The following is a 17,658-nucleotide window of genomic DNA, read 5'->3' on the forward strand; positions in this document are numbered from 1 at the left end:
AGTTCCCGTCCAGACCACAGGAATCGCCTATGCCCTCCACTCCCGTCATTGCCGATAACAAACCGGTGAAAGTCGTTTTGCAGGCTGGTAAGGATTACTACTTCTGTCGCTGCGGATTGTCCAAATCCCAGCCATTCTGCGATGGCAGCCATGCAGGAACTGATTTCACCCCTCAGACCTTTACCGCCGAGCAGGATGGCGACGCCTTCCTGTGCGCCTGCAAACACACTGGCAATAGCCCGTTTTGCGATGGCACCCACAGCCGGTTTTCCGCCACTGAGATTGGCAAACCCGGTCCGGGACCCGAGTCGATTCACAGCGGTAACAACAAGCCTCCGGCACCGGTCAATACCGACATCGAGCCCCATGTACAGTACATCCACCAACTGGCCACCGAGGGCCTGAGCAAACTGGGACACCACGGCCGCATGACCGCCATGGGCGTCCCCCGTACTCAGTTGCCAGGTTGGGATGATATCCAGATTATGGTGGCGCAAATGGCCAGCAAACCGCTGCTGGAGGATGTGCCCGTGGGGACTGAGCTGGTCATCGGCCCGGAGGCCAGAAAACCGCTGATACTGAAAATCCCGCTGTTTGTGTCGGACATGAGCTTCGGCTCTTTGTCAGAGGAGGCCAAAATCGCTCTGGCCAGCGGCGCAGAACTTGCCGGCACCGGCATCTGCTCGGGCGAAGGAGGCATGTTGCCGGAGGAGCAGGCCGCCAACTCCCGCTATTTCTATGAACTGGCCAGCGCCATGTTTGGCTTCAGGGAAGAGTTGCTCAGCAAAGTGCAGGCGTTTCATTTCAAAGGCGGCCAGGGCGCCAAAACCGGCACCGGCGGACACCTGCCCGGCGCCAAGAATATCGGCAAGATAGCTCAGGTAAGAGGTATCGCTGCCGGACAAGATGCAATCTCACCGCCCACTTTCAAAGATCTGCACTCAGTTGCCGATTTCCGCCGCTTTGCCGATCGGGTCAGAGCGCTCAGCGGCGGTATTCCCATAGGCTTCAAACTCAGCGCCAACCACATCGAACAGGATATCCAATTTGCCCTGGATGCCAGTGCTGATTACATCATCCTTGATGGGCGGGGCGGCGGTACCGGCGCGGCACCGGAGATCTTCAGGGATCATATCAGTGTGCCCACCATACCGGCGCTGACGCGAGCCCGCCGTTATCTCGACAGTGTTGGTGCCAGCGGTAGAGTAACTTTGATCGTCACCGGCGGCCTGCGCATGCCGATGGACTTTGTTAAAGCCATGGCGCTGGGCGCTGACGGGGTGGCTCTGTCAAATTCCGCCATTCAGGCGATTGGCTGTATCGGCGCCCGCATCTGCAATACCAACAACTGCCCGAGTGGCATCGCCACTCAAAAACCGGAATTACGCGCAAGGCTGGATGTCGGAGTTGCCGCGGCAAGACTCGGCAACTTTTTTGCCGCCTCAACCGAGCTGATGCAGGTCATGGCCAGAGCCTGCGGCCATAGTCATCTCAATCAGTTCAACCTCAACGATCTCGCGACCTGGCACAGAGACATGGCCAAACTCAGTGGCATTCGATACTCAGGCATAACCCTTGACTGAGATCGCTTCATGAACATCTGCTAATGCCCGTGTGCCGTGGCACACGGGCAACCAGCCACTCACTGGAGCCCGGAAAACACCTGTATTCCGGCCTGCTATCACCCCGCCCTTACGCCAGCCTCGCCGAAGCCGCTTTTTCAAAGATTATTCAAGTTAATATTTTTTCAGACTGTGATCTGGATATCTGGATCTCAGCGAACACATGTACGCATAATTTCCCAACCCTGCACGCCAATGACAAGTTTCACTGGCACTACCCTCTGGAGCTGAACAATGACCCATAATCCGTGCCCTCAATGCGGAATCGACCTGCCTTTGGGCAGCCCGGTATGCACCTCCTGCCACTGCGCCCTTGGCCTGGAAGCGCTGGCCGGTGTCGATCCCCATATCCGTATCAAAAACCAGCAACTGGCGGCCTGGTATGGATTGCTGCTGGGGGGATTTGGCGTGCATAAATTTTATCTGGGACAACACCTTAAGGGTTCCCTATACCTGGCTTTCTGCTGGACTCTGGTGCCTGTGGCACTGGGATGGCTGGATGCCCTGCGCACAGTGAGAATGACACCGATGGCATTTCAACGCCGCTATTGTCGCCGCGAATTGAGCTGTTAAGCCCTCTGCCCCGGCATCACACCGGGGCAAAATTCCAGAGCAAGATCACCTTTCTGCCCCGGGGACACAGCTAGAATAGCGCCCTGATTTTCCATCCTTCCCCCTGTTGATGAACTCCCCAACCTTTAAGCGTCTGTCCGGATGGTTGCCGGATCGTGCTGATCTGCCTGATGGCCTGAGAATTGGCCTGCCCATGGTCATTGGATTGTTGCTGTTTACCCTGCTGGGTGAACAGGCAGCCGGCGTCAATGCCTTGATAGTGGCCTGGCTGGTGGGGGTACAGGGCCGCAATCTGGCATATCCCAAACGCGCCAGTCTGCTGACCTGCTCAGCCATCATCTGTTGCATATCCAGTGCGCTGGCACTGCTGAGCCTGTGGCAACCGCTGACCGGCACCCTGATCCTGGCTGCTATAGGTCTGCTGTACGGCCTGACGTCCAACCAGCGGAAATACATTCAGCTGCTGACCTATAACTCAGGTTTCTGTTTTATCTGTGCCCTGCACCTGCTGGACTCAGGCGTCAGCGGCCTGATGATTTTAAGTGCCACCGCATTTGGCGCGACGCTGGCAGTGGTAAGCGCGGTCATTGCCGGGCCCTGGCGAGCACTGCATCAGGGTGAGCAACTGCTGGGACGCTGTCATCAGCAACTGGCCGCCTGGTGTGACGTACTGGCTCAGGCCGATCCGGCTCAGGTCAATCAACGCCTGGCTTTGCGTGAACAGCTGGATGACGCCATCGCCGTGCTATCGCACTGGCTGCTGGAGATGCCGGACAAACCTCAGGTCAATCGTCTGGCGGCGCGCCTGTTTACTCTGCTGACACTGATTGAAACCCTGGAGGTGATCAGCCGCATCCGCCTGCAGCTGCAGAGTCAACCGGCGCTGTCTCAGCACTTGCTGCAGGTAGCTGATGCCCTCAACCGCGATGTGGCCATTCCGTCACTGCCTGAATCTATTACTCACCCACTGCTGATCTCTGCCGACAGCCGCCTGAGGCTGGCACTGCAAAGCAGCATGCCCGCCAAAGACTGGCGCGCGCGACTCGGACAGCTTTGGCCTTCAGACGCCATCAGCATTCGCTGCCAGTGGCACAAAGCCATTCGTCGCCATTCCCGCGAATGGCACCACGGCCTTCGCATCCTGTTTACCCTTATGTGCTGTCAGGGGGTAGTGATGCTACTGCAGTTACCTCAGGGATACTGGGTCACGCTGACGGCCTTCATCGTACTGATGGCTGCGCCTCTGGGACAGCTGCAGGCGAGGATCTGGAGTCGCCTGTACGGCACTGTACTGGGCAGTCTGGTGGCGCTGTCGATGATCTGGTTCTGGGGACAGGGCGACTGGCTGTATCCGGCCACCTGCATCACGGTATTTCTGGCGTTCGCGACTTTCTACAAAGCCAGATATGAAGTGCATGTGTTCTGGTTGACCATGATGATGGTGTTTGCCATTACTCTGCTGCTGCCCAGCAATCCCTACATCGCCTTTTACCGGGCACTGGACACCCTCACCGGCGCCCTGCTGGCGTTTCTGGCGATGCATCTGTTTATTCCCAGCTGGACCCGCCGCTGGCTCGACAGTTATGTCGATAAATGGTGGGAACTGGAAACCCGCTGGCTGGTATCAGTCAATCAGGGACAACAGGACAGTCCGCTGCAATGGCAGGCCCACGCCGCGTTGCGCCAGCTCAGTCAGGAGATCAGCTATATGCAGCTGGAACCCAATACCTCGGCGCGGGAACTGAAAGACTGGCAGTCGCTGTTGTGGCTGGGGCTGCGACTGCACGCCTGTATCGGTATGCTGGCCCGCAGTGCTGACTCAGCGTTGCCCTGGATGCCGCAGCAGCTGCAGCAATGGCAACACCTTTACCATCAACGCATGAGCAGCTGCTGGCAGTTGTTACCTGCCACCGAAGAGCCGGTTGCCGGTGATGAGTTGCAGCAATGGCTGGCACAGGATATTCAGAGTCTGTTTATCTGGCTTGACCGGCAAAGACCATTTGATCTGGTTAATCCCCAGTCAGCCTGAGTTCTGACAGGCTTTGTCGGGCCGCCTGCCAATGCTTTTGGCAGGCAGCCCTTAACAGACCGAAAAATCAGGATAATTTCAAAAAATCTGATTTCAATATTTTGATCCGCTTCAAACATTTTTCACCTGCAGGAGCCTATATTGCCGCTGAATTCGGCAATCGGGGTTGGCACCATGGACACCAGACTTTTACTACGCCTGTTATGCGTAATTTCCTGCACATTTTTCATCATCTGGGGCTACCTGCCCACAGAATCCGGCAACAGCTTTTTCCAGTCTCTGGTCAGCCAGTATGCCCGTCTGGATACCAGCATTGAGATGCAGCTGTTGAGCGGCTTTATCGTGCCCGCCTTCTTCGTCGGTGCCGCCTGGTATGCCACCGAGTTTGTTATCGGCCAGTGCCGTAAATAGTACCAATACCTGTCACCAACAGCGTCCTTGCGGGCGCTGTTTGCGTTTAAACAAGGGTATACCAACTTCATTAATAGTTTGATCAATTCAGAGCGTGTCAGGGATTCTGATTCAAGGCGCATTGATTGATTAAGGGTGGCTCCCTTTGAGAGCAATGCAACACAGAAGTAGGATGTCTGACACGCTCACGCAGTGCGGGGTTCAATGCACTTGATACTGTGTTGAGCCGTCTTGACATAGCACCACTATGACTTCGCCGACTCGCCTTGTCTCAAGCGCATTGAACTCCCGCTGAAACAGATCAACTATTAAATGAAATTGGTATTATATCAACCGTCACTCAGTGACTGGATAACTTCAGCCCGGCGATACCGGCCACAATCAGCAACAGGCTGACAGACTTGAGCAGTGTTGCTGGCTCATCGAACAGGTAAATTCCGGCAATTGCCGTGCCTATGGCACCGATACCAACCCACACGCCATAGGCCGTGCCCAGAGGCAAATTTCTCAGGGCAAGCCCCAGCAACCAGAAGCTAAGCAGCATAAAGCCAACGGTAAATACAGAGGGGAGTAGTTTCGTGAACCCTTCAGAAAACTTAAGGCCAACGGCCCATGCGACTTCGCACAGGCCAGCCAGAAAGAGAATTGCCCAAGCCATAAATCATGCTCAGTAATGGGGTCGTCCCCTAAGACAAGCAGAGCGGTGAGGTCGTCCCCACGTCTTTCTAAGTCGCCATCATATCTCAGCCCGGGTGGAAGGCATACCGGCAGGCTTGCCCGGGGACATACTTTTGAAGGGGCCAACGGCCCCATACTGACCAGCCGCTACTGACTGGCAGGCATTCCCATGCAGCTGGCGTAGTAAGTGACCGTACCGGGCCAGTCGCTGAATACTCCGATGACACCAACATCCTTTGCCAGTATGTCCAACAGCTGAAGGGCATCCCCATCGTTGTTGATTGCATCTGTCACACTCTGATAATACCAACCGCCACCAGCAGCGAGCGGACCGGAGCGCTCGAGTGTCCAGGTGATGATATCAAGCCCGGCAGCTTTGGCCGATTTGGCATACTCAGAGGGCACTATCCGGTTATCTGTATCCAGCGTCACCAGCATCCACAGTGGCGGCGCGATAACCTTCACCCCATCGGCCGCCAGCACCTGCATGCTGGGGTCAAAGGTGGCAGGATTGTTCGGGTCAAAGCCGTCGTTCACATCCCTGCCATCCAGATAGACAGCCTGTTTGCCAAACTCCGGGGTGTTGGCCAGCCAGTACTTCACATCCTCCAGATTAAAGGACTGCGCCCAGACATCCCCGGCCGCAACACCGGCGTCTTCATACTCCTGAATTAACTTACGGGCGTAATCCTGCAGACTGAATCCATCGAAGGGCATGGTCACTGACGGGCTTTTTAGCTCAGGCGTCATTTTCGCGCCCAATGACTGGAACAAAGCAATACTCTCTTTGTGGCTCAGCAGCGTACCTCGACTGGCATAGAGATCGGTACGCCAGCTGGGTGTCGCATCCAGATACTCGGCCACACTGGTGGCATCCGGGTTACCGGCATCCATCTTACCTTTAAGCGTCTTAAACTCTGCCAAAGTAATATCACTGGTACAGCACATAACCTGGGCTTTGGCCCCGGAAGCGGGATCTGCAGGAGTAAAAGGTACGCTGCACTTGGCTGCCAGCTCAGGCACGGTAAGAATATTGGTGGTGGTGTGCAGATCGCACTGGGAGTGGCGACAAACCAGCTCCTTATCCTGAGTAAAGGTTACATCACATTCAAGAATACCCGCGCCCATGCGAGCGGCAGCGACATAGGATTCACGGGTATGTTCAGGAAACTGCATGGATGCGCCGCGGTGACCGATGGAAAAATCCGTGGTGTAAAATGGCCCTTCGCTGCATTGTTCAAGTTGGGTTTTCAACTCCCCCTCATCCATGTCAGCCACCAGAAAATACGGTCTGGGTCCCACCTGAACCTGCTCGTCGGAATTAACCGTGCCCACAGCTTTGGTTTCGGAGCCACAACCCACCAGCAGGGTCGCCATCATTATCCCTGCCAATCCACAACGTATCTGTTGGTGACACCCCTGCGTCACCAGCCTCATTTCCGTTAGCCCTGTCTTCATTTGTTCCCCCCGAAGGATAAGTCGATATTTCGGGGCTATCATGCACGGCCAGCTTGACGCTTTTATGATCAGCTGTTTGTCGCAAAATCGGGGCGAGACAGGGTTTCCAGTTGACTGTACAACAGCATCACCAGCAAGGTCAGCAGAGCACAGGTGAGAAACAGCCAACTGCCATTGAACAAATCCAGAACAATGCCGCCGCCCAGAGGTGCCAGCGCGAAACCAAACTCATAGAAGGAAGATGCTCCGAAATAAGCCCCCCTGAGATGAGCCGGAGCAATACGGTCGATATGCACATTCATGGTCGGGAACAGTACAGCCTCCGCCAGACTCATCACAATCACGGCGCCAATCCAGCCCCAGAACAGGTTCACGGGATTGAGCCCCATCCATAGTTGAGACAGCATCAGGAGTATCAGGGCCAGTTGGATACGCTTCACCAAAGACCACTGGCTCATCAATTTCAGCAGCAAAAACTGACAGCTGATAATGACCATGGCATTGGCGAAAATCATCGAAGCGATCAATTCCAGCACATTCGGTACCTGCTCACGGCTGAGGTACTGTATCAGCGAGCCATCCATCTGACCGAAGATAAACATGCAGATCACATTGGCGAGAATAAGGCACTGCAGCAGTCTGTCTCTGGCCATCACCCTCAGTGTATGACGCATCCCGGATACGGGCGTCGTTCCTGTTCCATCCTCCGCCGAGGCATGAGTTGATGGCGCTTGTTGCTGCCTGACATCCTGGCTGCGAAATCCCCACCACAGCAATATCAGCAAAAAACCAAAGGCCACAGTGGTGATATAGAAGCTGGACTGCTCGCCGGTTAATCCCAGCCAAACGCCCGCGATGGGGCCCACAGCACAACCAGCATTAACGATAAAGTAGAGGCTTTGCATCGCCAGCTCCCGGGTCTGGGATTCAGGGATAATGTCACCAATCAGTGCCGATGCCAAAGGCCGCCACAATGAAGTCGCGATTGAGCAAAGAGTAATGACCAAAGCAAAACCCGCCACAGAGTCGGCCTCGGCCAACAAAGAGAAGGAGACGATATAAAGCACGCCCGTGGCATACATCATCTTCTGTCTGCCTACCCGGTCAGACAGCGCACTGCCAATAAAGCTGATCAGTACAGATACCAGGGCAGCGGAGGAGAGGATAAGCCCCACCTCGGTGGCCGACAGGCCAAAACGCTCATAAAGGATCACGGCCAGAAAGGGCCACACCATGTAAAAACTGCCGCGGGTGAAAAAAGAGCCAAACAGCAGAATCCACATCAGGCGGGGGAACTGTTTTACTCTGGCCAGAGAAATATCGCTTTGCATCATCCATCTCGCTGTTGAATCGGGGCACTCAGGCCCTAACCGGGAACCGACTGATTCGCATCAGTATCGAGGGCTCAACATACAAGCGAATTAACCTTTTGACAACAAAGGCGCCCAGTGGCGCCTTGAGCTAGTTTACTGGCTGTTTCTCGGCAGCCAGATGGAGATCAGCGCGGTTATCGTCAGCATCAGCGAGCTTATCCACAAACAGGCGCTCAGTCCCCACTGCTGAAACACCCAGCCGGACAACAGGGTGCCGATAAGCCGTCCCATGGCGTTGGCCATGTAGTAAAAACCCACATCCAGCGACACACCATCGTCATTGGCATAGCTGACAATCAGATAGCTGTGCAGCGATGAGTTCACCGCAAACACTGCGCCAAACAGCGCCAGCCCGCCAACCAGTGACACTTCAGGGGCGATTCCCGCGCTCAGAGCCAAAGCAATCAAGGCAGGGATACCCGCCAGCAGCGACACCCACAAGAGTGCGCTTTTACCGTTCGGCACATGCGCGCCTTGAGCAGCGACCGGGTTGTTGCCACCAAGGTTATTGCCACCAGGCTTTTTACCCCCGGTGATTCGGGGGGCGATGGATTGCACCGCACCATAGCCAATCACCCACAGGGCGAGAAAACTGCCCACCTGCCAGTGATCCCAGCCAAAGGTCGCCGCCAGATACACGGGCAGCGCCACCACAAACCAGATATCCCGCGAGGCAAACAGAAACAGACGGGCGGCAGAAAGAATATTAACGCTGCGGCTCTTGGAGAAAATCTCACTGAACTTGGGCTTGTTTTTGGCCTTGCCCAGATCGGATTTGAGCTTCGCCAGACTCAGCAGCCACACCAGAGTCAGCATCAGCGCCATCAGCAGCACGGCACCTTTGAAACCAAGCAGGCTCAGCAGTGCCGCCCCCAGAAAAAAGCCTACACCTTTGAGAGCATTCTTGGAGCCGGTGAGCATTGCCACGTAGTGATACAGACGGCTTTCCCCGGTATCGCCTTTGGGCACCAGTGTCTTGATGGCGCTTTTGGCGCTCATCTTATTGAGATCTTTGGCGATGCCACTGAGCGCCTGCGCCGCCATCACCCAGGGCACAGTCAGCCAGGCAACAGGCACCAGCAGCATGGCCAGCGCCACTATCTGTAGCCCAAGGCCGATATTCATAGTGCGATTCAGCCCCAGCCGGGCACCCAGCCAGCCGCCAACCAGGTTGGTCACCACCCCGAACAGTTCATAAAACAGAAACAGCATGGCAATCGCCAGCGGGCTGTATCCCAAATCATGGAAATGCAGCACCACCAGCATACGCAGGGCGCCATCGGTCAGGGTAAATGCCCAGTAGTTGCCGGTGATCAGCAGATACTGCCGCACCTGCTCAGGCAAAGCTTTAATACGTGCCAACATCAGAGGTTCCATTGATAACGGCAATAATGGGGAGCCTAAGATCTAGATTCCAGGTTCCAGGTTCTAGGTTCTAGGTTCTAGGTTCTAGGTTCTAGATTCTAGATTCTAGATTCTAGGATCAGGCTCCCTACACAGGCTTCAACCTGCTTATGCTTTGTTTTGCAAGTCAAGAGTACCCACCATACGCGCCAGTTCGGCGGTACGGTTGGCATAGCCCCACTCATTGTCATACCAGACATAGAGCTTGAGCTGAGTGCCGTTGATCACCATGGTCGACAGCGCATCGACAATGGCACTGCGGGGATCGGTTTTGTAATCCACCGACACCAGTGGCCGGGTTTCATAGCCCAGAATACCGTTAAGCTCGCCCGCGGCCGCCTGTTGCAGCAGTGCATTGACTTCAGCTTCGGTCACCTCACGCTCCAGCTCAAACACACAGTCGGTGATAGAGGCGTTGGCCAGTGGCACCCGCACCGCATGACCGTTCAGCTTGCCTTTGAGCTCAGGGAAAATATGGGTAATGGCGGTGGCGCTGCCTGTGGTGGTGGGGATCAGGCTCATGCCACAGGCCCGTGCCCGGCGCAGATCCTTGTGGGGCGCATCCAGAATGGTCTGGGTATTGGTGATGTCGTGAATGGTGGTCATGGAGCCATGGCGGATACCGATGTTTTCGTGGATCACCTTCACTACAGGCGCCAGACAGTTGGTGGTGCAGGATGCGGCGGTCACAATAGGATGCTCAGCCGGGTTATACAGTTGATGGTTAACCCCCATCACCACATTGAGCACGCCTTCCTCTTTTACCGGCGCAGTGACCACCACCCGCTTCACGCCCTGAGCCAGATACGCCTCCAGCAAGGCTTTGGACTTCATCACCCCGGAGGCTTCAATCACCAGATCGCAAGCTGACCAGTCGGTCTCGCCAATCGCCTTGTTACGACTGCAGACAATTCGCCTATCACCAATGACAATAGCATCGCTGTCATGGCTTACCGCCTCAGGCCAGCGACCATGCACTGAGTCAAACTCCAACAGATGCGCCAGAGTTGCCGCATCACCGGCCGGGTCGTTGATCTGTACAAATTCCACATCATCCCAGGCCCAGGCCGCGCGCAGCGCCAGACGTCCCATACGGCCAAAGCCATTAATGCCAATCTTGATCGTCATACTTGTTGTTCCTCAGCAGCAGGATGTTGCCCGCTCGGGGCGCGTGCCCATGGCGCATAAACGCTCAAGCGCCGGGGCTAATTGTTGATGGCTGGCAGATTGCGTGGTCGCCAGTATTTCGATGCACCAGTCAGGCAGTTGTGGGTTTAAACGATAAAACACCCACTGCCCCTGGCGCCGGTCAGCCAGCAGCCCCTCTTTGCGCAGCAGCGCCAGATGGCGGGAGATTTTGGGTTGCGGCAACTGCAGTGCCGCCATCAGTTCGCACACACACAGCTCCCCTTCAGCCGCGATCAGCAGCAAGGTGCTTAACCGGGTGTCATCGGCCAGGGCTTTGAAAAAGGTCAAAGGCAGCAAGGTGTTCTCCAGCAGCCACATAGGTCGGTATTAATCGCGGTCAATGATATGCGAAAAATCATATATACACTTTGCCAGATATTCAAATGACACTTGTGTGACACTCCCCGCACCGAAAAACTGTGTATCCTCAATCGCGAACGCCAAATGCAGGCCAAATGGTTGTAAAATATGCGGCCTCAAAAGGGTGGAGGGCGACCGTTATTTCCGGACGTCCCGCCACGATAAAGACCCCTGCAGCCCTGAGGACCGAGAGATGAATCTTGCCGATTCCGTTCTTGCCGTGAATAACGATCTTCCCATCCGTACCGACAAACCCGTGCACAGCGGTAAAGTTCGCAGTGTTTACTGGCTGACCGAGGCTGACAGCCGTCGGCTGATCGAACAACACAGTTATGATGTGCCCGCCGATACGCCGCTGGCGATCATGGTGATCTCAGACAGGATCTCCGCCTTTGACTGTATTTTCCATGGCGAAGGTGGCCTTAAAGGCATCCCCGGCAAAGGTGCGGCGCTGAATGCCATTTCCAACCACTGGTTTAAGCTGTTCAAAGACAACGGCCTGGCCGACAGCCATATTCTGGATATCCCCCATCCCTTCGTGTGGATAGTGCAAAAAGCCCGTCCGGTGAAGGTTGAAGCGATTATCCGTCAGTACATTACCGGCTCTATGTGGCGTGCCTACGAGAAGGGCGAGCGGGTGTTCTGTGGCATTACCCTGCCCGATGGTCTGAGCAAAAACCAGAAGCTGCCGCAGCTGCTGATCACCCCCTCCACCAAAGGGATCCTCACTGGTATTCCGGGTGTTCCTGAGCAGGATGATGTGAATATCAGCCGCGCTGATATCGAAGCCAACTATCAAGCCTTCGGTTTTGAGAAGCCTGAGGATATCGACCTGTATGAAAAGCTATTAAAAGAAGGCTTTGGCGTAATTTCCGAGGCGCTGGCCAAGCTGGATCAGCTGTTCGTGGATACCAAGTTTGAGTTTGGTTATGTCACCGACCGCAGCGGCAACTCCAAACTTATCTATATGGATGAAGTGGGCACGCCGGACTCCTCCCGCATTTGGGATGGCGCCGCCTTCCGCGATGGCAAAATCCTGGAAAACTCCAAAGAGGGCTTCCGCCAGTTTCTGCTGAGCCACTTCCCGGACCCGGACATTCTGCTGAACAAAGACAGAATGCCTGAGCGTGAAGCGCTGGCGCGGGACAACGCCCTGCCACTGGAGGCGATGATGGAAACATCCCGCACTTACACAGGTATCGCCGCAAAGATCACCGGCCAGGCCCTGCCGCTGAGCGATAACCCCAAGGCCGAGATCATCGCCATTCTGAAACAGCAATACCAACTGATTGACTGATATTCAACCGCCCGGCAATACCAGAATGCCTATTCCCACTCTGGTGGGGATAGGCTTGCCAATCAGGCTAAATCCGGACCTCTCTGTGCCTGGACCAAAAGACAAAGTTATCCAGCTTGGGGATCATCCAAAGCGCACTGTCACCACTTTGTTTGATGCGGTAAATATCCAGGGTTTGCTCTGAGATGTCACTGCGGCGAAAACGCCGGAAAAAATAGGCCATCGACTCACCGATACTTTCCGGATTATCCAGTACCTTATGCTCAATCTGAATGTGAAACACATCCACTGCCAGCGAATCTATTGAACGGCTTTGTTTCTCAAAATGTCCCCTGAAGCGATACTTCATGGAAAACTCTGCAGCATTTGATTCTGTCAGCGCAGAATAAAACAACAGGGTCCCCTCATCTTCGGAATCATAGATAAACGCCATATTCAATTTATACTGTTCCAGCTGATGTTCACCAAGCGGGAAGTAAATACTGGCCTGATAATCATGCTCCATCAGATTATTTCCAACAATATGCTCTCCGGGCGCATCTATCAGTTCAAAATTATGATGTGCAGGTAAGCTGTAAATCTGGCGGATGGCGCTGTCCAGCTTAATATGGTTGGAATGCAGGTAAGAGATATTCAGTGCTTTTTCACTGATACACTCGCCGGGTTTTATTTCAGGACACAGCGCAAGGGAATAGCCATTTTTATCCATGGCATAGAGCGCATTAAATCCAGTTATTGCCGGCCATTGTACATCTGACGCAGACAGATGATTTTCAAGTCTGGCACTGTCCAGCCCATTGAGCTTTTTATAGTAAATAACATCAGCTGTCCCATTAACATCACCGATGGAGAACGGAATTTTCTCATGAGTATGCCAATCCAGATAGCAGGAAGAAATCCAGTAAGACACTAATCCCAATACAGTCAGGGATAAAATCACATACCGGTTCAGAAATTTATTGAGAAACTGACGGTAACCACCTTTATTCTGCGGTGCTTCACCGGTATCTATTTCAAGTTGGTAACCCAGCCTTGCCAGCGTATTAAGCTGAATGTCCTCATAGGGATTGAGTTTTTTGCGCAGTGTGCTGATGCACTGGGTCAGTGAGCCGGTTGCAACCGCCTTGTTTTTCCAGGCGATATCCAACAACTGCTGGCGGGTGACAGTGTGTCCCAGGTTATCCAGCAGAACAGCGAGTACGTTACTTTCAGATGCTGTCAGCTCAATTTTTTCTCCGGACACCTTGTCCAGGAGATAATTTTGTGACAAATCAAAAAATAAATCTTTGGTAAGCTTATACACTGAAAAATCCCGCAACATCACATCATCAACACACTCCTGTAAATAGCCGGTTAATGTTTATTTCCGATAGCCAGCAATTCCAGCGTGATATTCTCATAACTGACAATTTCACCGCCGTACTGATTGATAAATGCCCTGGCATCCGAGAGCTGACTGAAGGGCGCAATGGCTGAACCCATTGCCGCTTTCCGGCTGGAGTTAAATACATAATATGCCTTTTCAGCATCAATAAATGCGGTATCAGCCGGATTTTCCCAATTTGTTTTACCTGCATCATGAACATACAGGGCAGCAATTTGGCGCTGACTATCCTTTTGCCGCACAAAATTAAACATATCCCTGACTGAGCAGAATTTGGCCACAACCTCAGAGTCTTTCAGGATCAATTCTCCCTTGGAACCTGGATATTTAGTAATCACCATGCCACATAAAAAACACCTGTCATGGTCATCCAGAGCAACCGGGTGATTATGACCCTCATGGCCGACACTGTCCGAGCAGCCGGCCAACACTAAAATAACAACAGCAAAAAGGAGCTTTCTCATGGAATCCATCCAACCTGAGTGAAAACAAGTAAATTACCCGACGAACAAGCCGGAATAATTCAACGCATTACGCCGGTGAAAATCCGGGCAGCTGACGACTCGACCAGGGCTCAATATCCGATAGACAAGTCTCTGCCACTGCAGTAAAAAGTCAGCTCGCCCGGTAAAAGTTACAGGGCGTAGGTCTGACCGGCATACAGGATAAACAAACGCAAACACATCATGCCGCTGACACCACAAAGACCTGACAGGTAGAAGGCTGTGGCCGAATGACGGAAGTGGTTTCCTGTGGCGAAATTCAGCAATACCGGCCCGCCAAAGCCGACCGCCACAACACCAAGCCAGAATACACTGGCCCAGATGCCATCGGTGAAAGCGGCAAACGCGGCCTGCGCACCGGCATTGCCCGTCATCAAAGAGACCGCAATCATGAAAATGAACAGGGCTTCGGTGAACATGACCGGCCACTCAATCTGATGCAGCATGGCCATTTCGGGAGAATGCAGTTCTTCCCCAAAGAAACGCACGGCAATCATTTTGGCGCACGCGGCGCCGGCCGACAGCCCAGATGCCACGAACAATGCCGGCAGCACTGCAGTGTTGATCAGTGGGAAGCGGATCAGTGCCGAGATCAAAAATCCGGTATAGGCACAGACTGCCAGTGCCAGCATCAACACCAGCATCTCTATCGGATGGCGAACGGTACTGAATCCCCGGATCAGCGGCTGTAAAAAGGCCAGCGCCTTAATACGCCCCAACTCTTCCTCCAGAGACAGCAATGTCACCACAGCGACAAGCGGGATATAGAACAACAGCGCAATAACCCCGATGGACATAACCGAACTGAGGTTGTAGTACACCAGAATCCGCCAGAAATACAGCGGGTTGGTCAGGTCACAGACCAGACACAACATCCCCAGACAGATAGTCACCAGGGCAATCAGTGAGGCCGCTTTAATCAGCGGAGTGTTGCTTGTCTGGTGGCGGAAAAATCGCAGACACAGAGCAATGGTCATGGCGCCACCGGATATACCGGCAAAAAACAGGTACACGGCAATTGGCCAGGGCCAGGCGATACCTTCAGACAAACCAATGGTAAATTCGATACTTCCGTCCATCAGTTATACCCCCAGTTTGACGATTGGAATGTAACGCAGGCTCGGCTCTGTCCCCAGATACGCCTTGATGCGGACACTGTCCTTCACCGCCAGCAGCCGACTGACATAAGAGTTGGGATCATTGGCATCACCAAACACCAGCGCATCGTAGCGACACGCCTGAACGCACGCCGGCAGTTCCCCCCGGGTAAGTTTGGTGTGCAGACAGAAATCGCAGTTGGAGGCCGCATCAGTGTTGGTATCAATGAAACGGGCATTGTAGGGACAGGCGGTAATGCAGTACTTGCAACCGGCACATTTGGACGTGTCCATGGTGACGATACCGGTCCTTGGATCCCGGTGGGCTGCCCCGGTTGGGCAGACTGCCACGCAGGGGGCATTTTTACACTGTTGACAGGACACCCTGACAAAGCGGCGCTCACAATCACAATCCATCTTGCCGCAATGGGGGCATGGCTGCCCTTCGATCCGGCCGGACTGCTGCTCCAGCAGAACCCTTGAAACGCCCTCCGGCAGTTCGTTGACCTTGTTACAGGCCAGCTTGCAATCGCCGCATCCAACGCACTTGTTTTGGTCGAACACCATCACATAGTGAGGCTGGTTGCCTTCACCGGTTTCCTGTGCTGATGGTCCTCCCAGAGGCGCCACCAGCAAAGAGCAGGCTCCAACGCCTTTGAGGAACCTCCGTCTCTCTAGAATTTTACTCACAACATTCTCCAGCAATCAGCTTAAAGCCAATATCTATTGTTTATTCAGTTGCTCAGCCCATGGTCGGGTTCGGTCTGTTGATTCAATTTGCCTGTTGCTTTCGAAATGGCATTGTTTATGACCTCATGGTCAAATAGCTGGGTTTGGTTTTGCAGCAGGATCTGCCAGTGGTTGATGGCTTTGGCGTACTGACCTTTAAGGTAAGCATCCGTCGCCAGCAACAGCCGGGTTTGTAACTCTTCCCGATGCAGTGCCAATGCCCTGGCAATGACAATGCCGGTTTCCGGGGCGATGCTTCGTTTGTCCCGGTAATACATGGCGGTCGCCTTCATCCCCAGGATGTCGGCGCGCTCGCCTTGAAGTGTCAGCAGACGGTCAAGGGCAGTTACCGCCTCTGCATACATGCCACCATTCACTGAAGATTGGGCCAGCACCAGCAATGCCTGTGCATCATCCGGCGTTTTTTCAGCCTGTTGTCGTGCCCGGGTAATCTCGGCCGCAGCCAGATAATCGACATACCTGTCCGGTTTGCCGGAATTCCAGTCACTGAAACGCCCCACCGCGGCATACTGTCCCAGACTGACGATCAGCAGCGCCAGACTCATCAGTATCCAGTACCAAACGCGATATGAAGTGTCGGCTTCTTTGACGTTTTCGCTGCGACACCAACGCACATGATGGCGCCACAACATGAGCAGGAATCCCCCCAGAGTGACAGCGATGGCGCTACCCAATTCAAACATTGTTCTTTCCCCGCGATGCCGGCATTACAGTCGCGGCAGATTAACCGTGCCCCTTCATCATGTTGCCCATATCAATCGGCGCCTTGTCTTTCTGGACTTCGACTTTTTTCAGTTCAATTTCAAATACCAGGGCAGATTCGGCAGGGATGGCACCGGCCCCCTCAGCGCCATAAGCCAGCGCAGCCGGCACGGTAAAGCGGAAGGTCGAGCCCTCAGGCATCAACTGCAGCCCTTCGCTCCAACCGGGGATCAGTGTCATCATCGCCATACGGGCAGGTTTATTCTGGGCATAGGTGGACTCAAACTCAGTGCCATCGATCAGCTTGCCGACAAAGTTCACAGTGACAACATCTTCAGGCTTGGGTTTGACGCCATCCCCCATGGTCAGCACTTCGTACTGCAATCCTGAATCCGTCACCTGGACACCGGCTTTTTGCTTGTTTTCGGCCAGATACTTTTCACTGGCTGCCCGGTTCTGTGCTGTAAGCTCAGCGTGTCTGGCCTCCTGTTTGGCATTTAACAAGGCCAGCCGCTGATTCAACAGAGTGACAGTATCTTCCTCATTGATTCTGGATTGATTTTTCAGTGCATCAACAAAGCCTTCGACCAGAGCATCCATGTTGACTCCGGCGCCCAATTGCAACTGGTCATACACCTGATCGGACATATAGTTACCCACTGACGCCCCCAGCGCATAGGATTCCCGGTCAACGCTGGACTCCAGCTCCACTGCGCCCACAGCAGAGCTGGACAGGGCCAGCACAGTCAAAGTTGTCAGCATGCTTTTTTTGAACATTTTCATCAGTTAACTCTCATTAAAATCACTACCAGGCAGTGCACCTCTGGGG

At 54.1% G+C, this 17,658-nt stretch carries 17 protein-coding genes; 5 read left to right on the forward strand and 12 right to left on the reverse strand.

Features of this window, described 5'->3' with window-relative positions:
• The first annotated feature begins 29 nt into the window (after window positions 1-29).
• The 4 genes from ACRRUX_RS13950 (at window position 30) to ACRRUX_RS13965 (ending at window position 4,635) form a co-directional block, all read left to right on the forward strand.
• Window positions 30-1,583: a glutamate synthase-related protein gene (locus ACRRUX_RS13950; RefSeq protein ID WP_432531348.1), complete on the forward strand. Its 1,554-nt coding sequence runs from the start codon at window positions 30-32 to the stop codon at window positions 1,581-1,583.
• A 273-nt stretch (window positions 1,584-1,856) separates the two neighbouring features.
• Window positions 1,857-2,195 carry a TM2 domain-containing protein gene (locus ACRRUX_RS13955; protein WP_432531350.1) on the forward strand — a complete coding sequence of 113 codons (339 nt, stop codon included), beginning with the start codon at window positions 1,857-1,859 and terminating at the stop codon, window positions 2,193-2,195.
• A gap of 109 nt (window positions 2,196-2,304) precedes the next feature.
• Entirely contained in the window at window positions 2,305-4,224 is a 1,920-nt protein-coding gene (locus tag ACRRUX_RS13960) for an FUSC family protein (protein ID WP_432531352.1), read from the forward strand.
• Window positions 4,225-4,398: 174 nt separating this feature from the next.
• Window positions 4,399-4,635: a hypothetical protein gene (locus tag ACRRUX_RS13965; RefSeq protein ID WP_432531354.1), complete on the forward strand. Its 237-nt coding sequence runs from the start codon at window positions 4,399-4,401 to the stop codon at window positions 4,633-4,635.
• A 340-nt stretch (window positions 4,636-4,975) separates the two neighbouring features.
• On the opposite strand, the gene ACRRUX_RS13970 is transcribed toward ACRRUX_RS13965, so the two are convergent.
• The 6 genes from ACRRUX_RS13970 to ACRRUX_RS13995 all read right to left on the reverse strand — a co-directional run bounded on the left by ACRRUX_RS13970 (window position 4,976) and on the right by ACRRUX_RS13995 (window position 11,033).
• A complete protein-coding gene (locus ACRRUX_RS13970) occupies window positions 4,976-5,293 on the reverse strand; it encodes a DMT family transporter (RefSeq protein WP_432531356.1) in 318 nt (105 codons plus the stop codon).
• 167 nt (window positions 5,294-5,460) lie between these two features.
• Window positions 5,461-6,693 carry a glycerophosphodiester phosphodiesterase family protein gene (locus ACRRUX_RS13975; RefSeq protein ID WP_432531359.1) on the reverse strand — a complete coding sequence of 411 codons (1,233 nt, stop codon included), beginning with the start codon at window positions 6,691-6,693 and terminating at the stop codon, window positions 5,461-5,463.
• Window positions 6,694-6,839: 146 nt separating this feature from the next.
• A complete protein-coding gene (locus ACRRUX_RS13980; RefSeq protein WP_432531477.1) occupies window positions 6,840-8,102 on the reverse strand; it encodes an MFS transporter in 1,263 nt (420 codons plus the stop codon).
• A 135-nt stretch (window positions 8,103-8,237) separates the two neighbouring features.
• The gene (arsJ, locus tag ACRRUX_RS13985) at window positions 8,238-9,509 is read right to left on the reverse strand and encodes an organoarsenical effux MFS transporter ArsJ (RefSeq protein WP_432531362.1); all 1,272 of its coding nucleotides are present in this window, start codon (window positions 9,507-9,509) and stop codon (window positions 8,238-8,240) included.
• A gap of 147 nt (window positions 9,510-9,656) precedes the next feature.
• Window positions 9,657-10,676 (reverse strand): ArsJ-associated glyceraldehyde-3-phosphate dehydrogenase, encoded by a 1,020-nt coding sequence (locus tag ACRRUX_RS13990; protein ID WP_432531364.1) that lies wholly within the window; start codon window positions 10,674-10,676, stop codon window positions 9,657-9,659.
• A gap of 12 nt (window positions 10,677-10,688) precedes the next feature.
• Window positions 10,689-11,033, reverse strand: a complete 345-nt coding sequence (locus ACRRUX_RS13995; protein ID WP_432531366.1) for a metalloregulator ArsR/SmtB family transcription factor — start codon at window positions 11,031-11,033, stop codon at window positions 10,689-10,691.
• Between the two features lie 256 nt (window positions 11,034-11,289).
• Here ACRRUX_RS13995 and ACRRUX_RS14000 point away from each other — a divergent pair, with 256 nt between their 5' ends.
• Entirely contained in the window at window positions 11,290-12,393 is a 1,104-nt protein-coding gene (locus ACRRUX_RS14000) for a phosphoribosylaminoimidazolesuccinocarboxamide synthase (RefSeq protein WP_432531368.1), read from the forward strand.
• 67 nt (window positions 12,394-12,460) lie between these two features.
• Here ACRRUX_RS14000 and ACRRUX_RS14005 read toward each other — a convergent pair whose 3' ends face one another.
• The 6 genes from ACRRUX_RS14005 to ACRRUX_RS14030 all read right to left on the reverse strand — a co-directional run bounded on the left by ACRRUX_RS14005 (window position 12,461) and on the right by ACRRUX_RS14030 (window position 17,612).
• Window positions 12,461-13,696: a winged helix-turn-helix domain-containing protein gene (locus tag ACRRUX_RS14005; protein WP_432531370.1), complete on the reverse strand. Its 1,236-nt coding sequence runs from the start codon at window positions 13,694-13,696 to the stop codon at window positions 12,461-12,463.
• A gap of 50 nt (window positions 13,697-13,746) precedes the next feature.
• A complete protein-coding gene (locus ACRRUX_RS14010; protein WP_432531373.1) occupies window positions 13,747-14,250 on the reverse strand; it encodes a nitrous oxide reductase accessory protein NosL in 504 nt (167 codons plus the stop codon).
• 161 nt (window positions 14,251-14,411) lie between these two features.
• Window positions 14,412-15,359, reverse strand: a complete 948-nt coding sequence (gene nrfD / locus ACRRUX_RS14015) for an NrfD/PsrC family molybdoenzyme membrane anchor subunit (RefSeq protein WP_432531376.1) — start codon at window positions 15,357-15,359, stop codon at window positions 14,412-14,414.
• Between the two features lie 3 nt (window positions 15,360-15,362).
• A complete protein-coding gene (locus ACRRUX_RS14020; RefSeq protein ID WP_432531378.1) occupies window positions 15,363-16,067 on the reverse strand; it encodes a 4Fe-4S dicluster domain-containing protein in 705 nt (234 codons plus the stop codon).
• A 44-nt stretch (window positions 16,068-16,111) separates the two neighbouring features.
• Window positions 16,112-16,810: a tetratricopeptide repeat protein gene (locus tag ACRRUX_RS14025; RefSeq protein ID WP_432531380.1), complete on the reverse strand. Its 699-nt coding sequence runs from the start codon at window positions 16,808-16,810 to the stop codon at window positions 16,112-16,114.
• A 40-nt stretch (window positions 16,811-16,850) separates the two neighbouring features.
• Window positions 16,851-17,612 (reverse strand): FKBP-type peptidyl-prolyl cis-trans isomerase, encoded by a 762-nt coding sequence (locus ACRRUX_RS14030; RefSeq protein ID WP_432531382.1) that lies wholly within the window; start codon window positions 17,610-17,612, stop codon window positions 16,851-16,853.
• Window positions 17,613-17,658: the final 46 nt, after the last annotated feature.

This window comes from Shewanella sp. GXUN23E (genome assembly GCF_050865035.1).
In the GTDB taxonomy this organism is placed as follows: Bacteria; Pseudomonadota; Gammaproteobacteria; order Enterobacterales; family Shewanellaceae; genus Shewanella.

Bases quoted from the DNA above. Each gene is read 5' to 3' on its own strand.
- ACRRUX_RS14025 (WP_432531380.1), bottom strand. From the start codon at position 16,810: ATGTTTGAATTGGGTAGCGCCATCGCTGTCACTCTGGGGGGATTCCTG.
- ACRRUX_RS13955 (WP_432531350.1), top strand. From the start codon at position 1,857: ATGACCCATAATCCGTGCCCTCAATGCGGAATCGACCTGCCTTTGGGC.
- ACRRUX_RS13970 (WP_432531356.1), bottom strand. From the start codon at position 5,293: ATGGCTTGGGCAATTCTCTTTCTGGCTGGCCTGTGCGAAGTCGCATGG.
- ACRRUX_RS14000 (WP_432531368.1), top strand. From the start codon at position 11,290: ATGAATCTTGCCGATTCCGTTCTTGCCGTGAATAACGATCTTCCCATC.
- ACRRUX_RS13950 (WP_432531348.1), top strand. From the start codon at position 30: ATGCCCTCCACTCCCGTCATTGCCGATAACAAACCGGTGAAAGTCGTT.
- arsJ (WP_432531362.1), bottom strand. From the start codon at position 9,509: ATGTTGGCACGTATTAAAGCTTTGCCTGAGCAGGTGCGGCAGTATCTG.
- ACRRUX_RS13990 (WP_432531364.1), bottom strand. From the start codon at position 10,676: ATGACGATCAAGATTGGCATTAATGGCTTTGGCCGTATGGGACGTCTG.
- ACRRUX_RS13965 (WP_432531354.1), top strand. From the start codon at position 4,399: ATGGACACCAGACTTTTACTACGCCTGTTATGCGTAATTTCCTGCACA.
- ACRRUX_RS13975 (WP_432531359.1), bottom strand. From the start codon at position 6,693: ATGATGGCGACCCTGCTGGTGGGTTGTGGCTCCGAAACCAAAGCTGTG.
- nrfD (WP_432531376.1), bottom strand. From the start codon at position 15,359: ATGGACGGAAGTATCGAATTTACCATTGGTTTGTCTGAAGGTATCGCC.
- ACRRUX_RS14010 (WP_432531373.1), bottom strand. From the start codon at position 14,250: ATGGATTCCATGAGAAAGCTCCTTTTTGCTGTTGTTATTTTAGTGTTG.
- ACRRUX_RS13960 (WP_432531352.1), top strand. From the start codon at position 2,305: ATGAACTCCCCAACCTTTAAGCGTCTGTCCGGATGGTTGCCGGATCGT.
- ACRRUX_RS13980 (WP_432531477.1), bottom strand. From the start codon at position 8,102: ATGCAAAGCGATATTTCTCTGGCCAGAGTAAAACAGTTCCCCCGCCTG.
- ACRRUX_RS14030 (WP_432531382.1), bottom strand. From the start codon at position 17,612: ATGAAAATGTTCAAAAAAAGCATGCTGACAACTTTGACTGTGCTGGCC.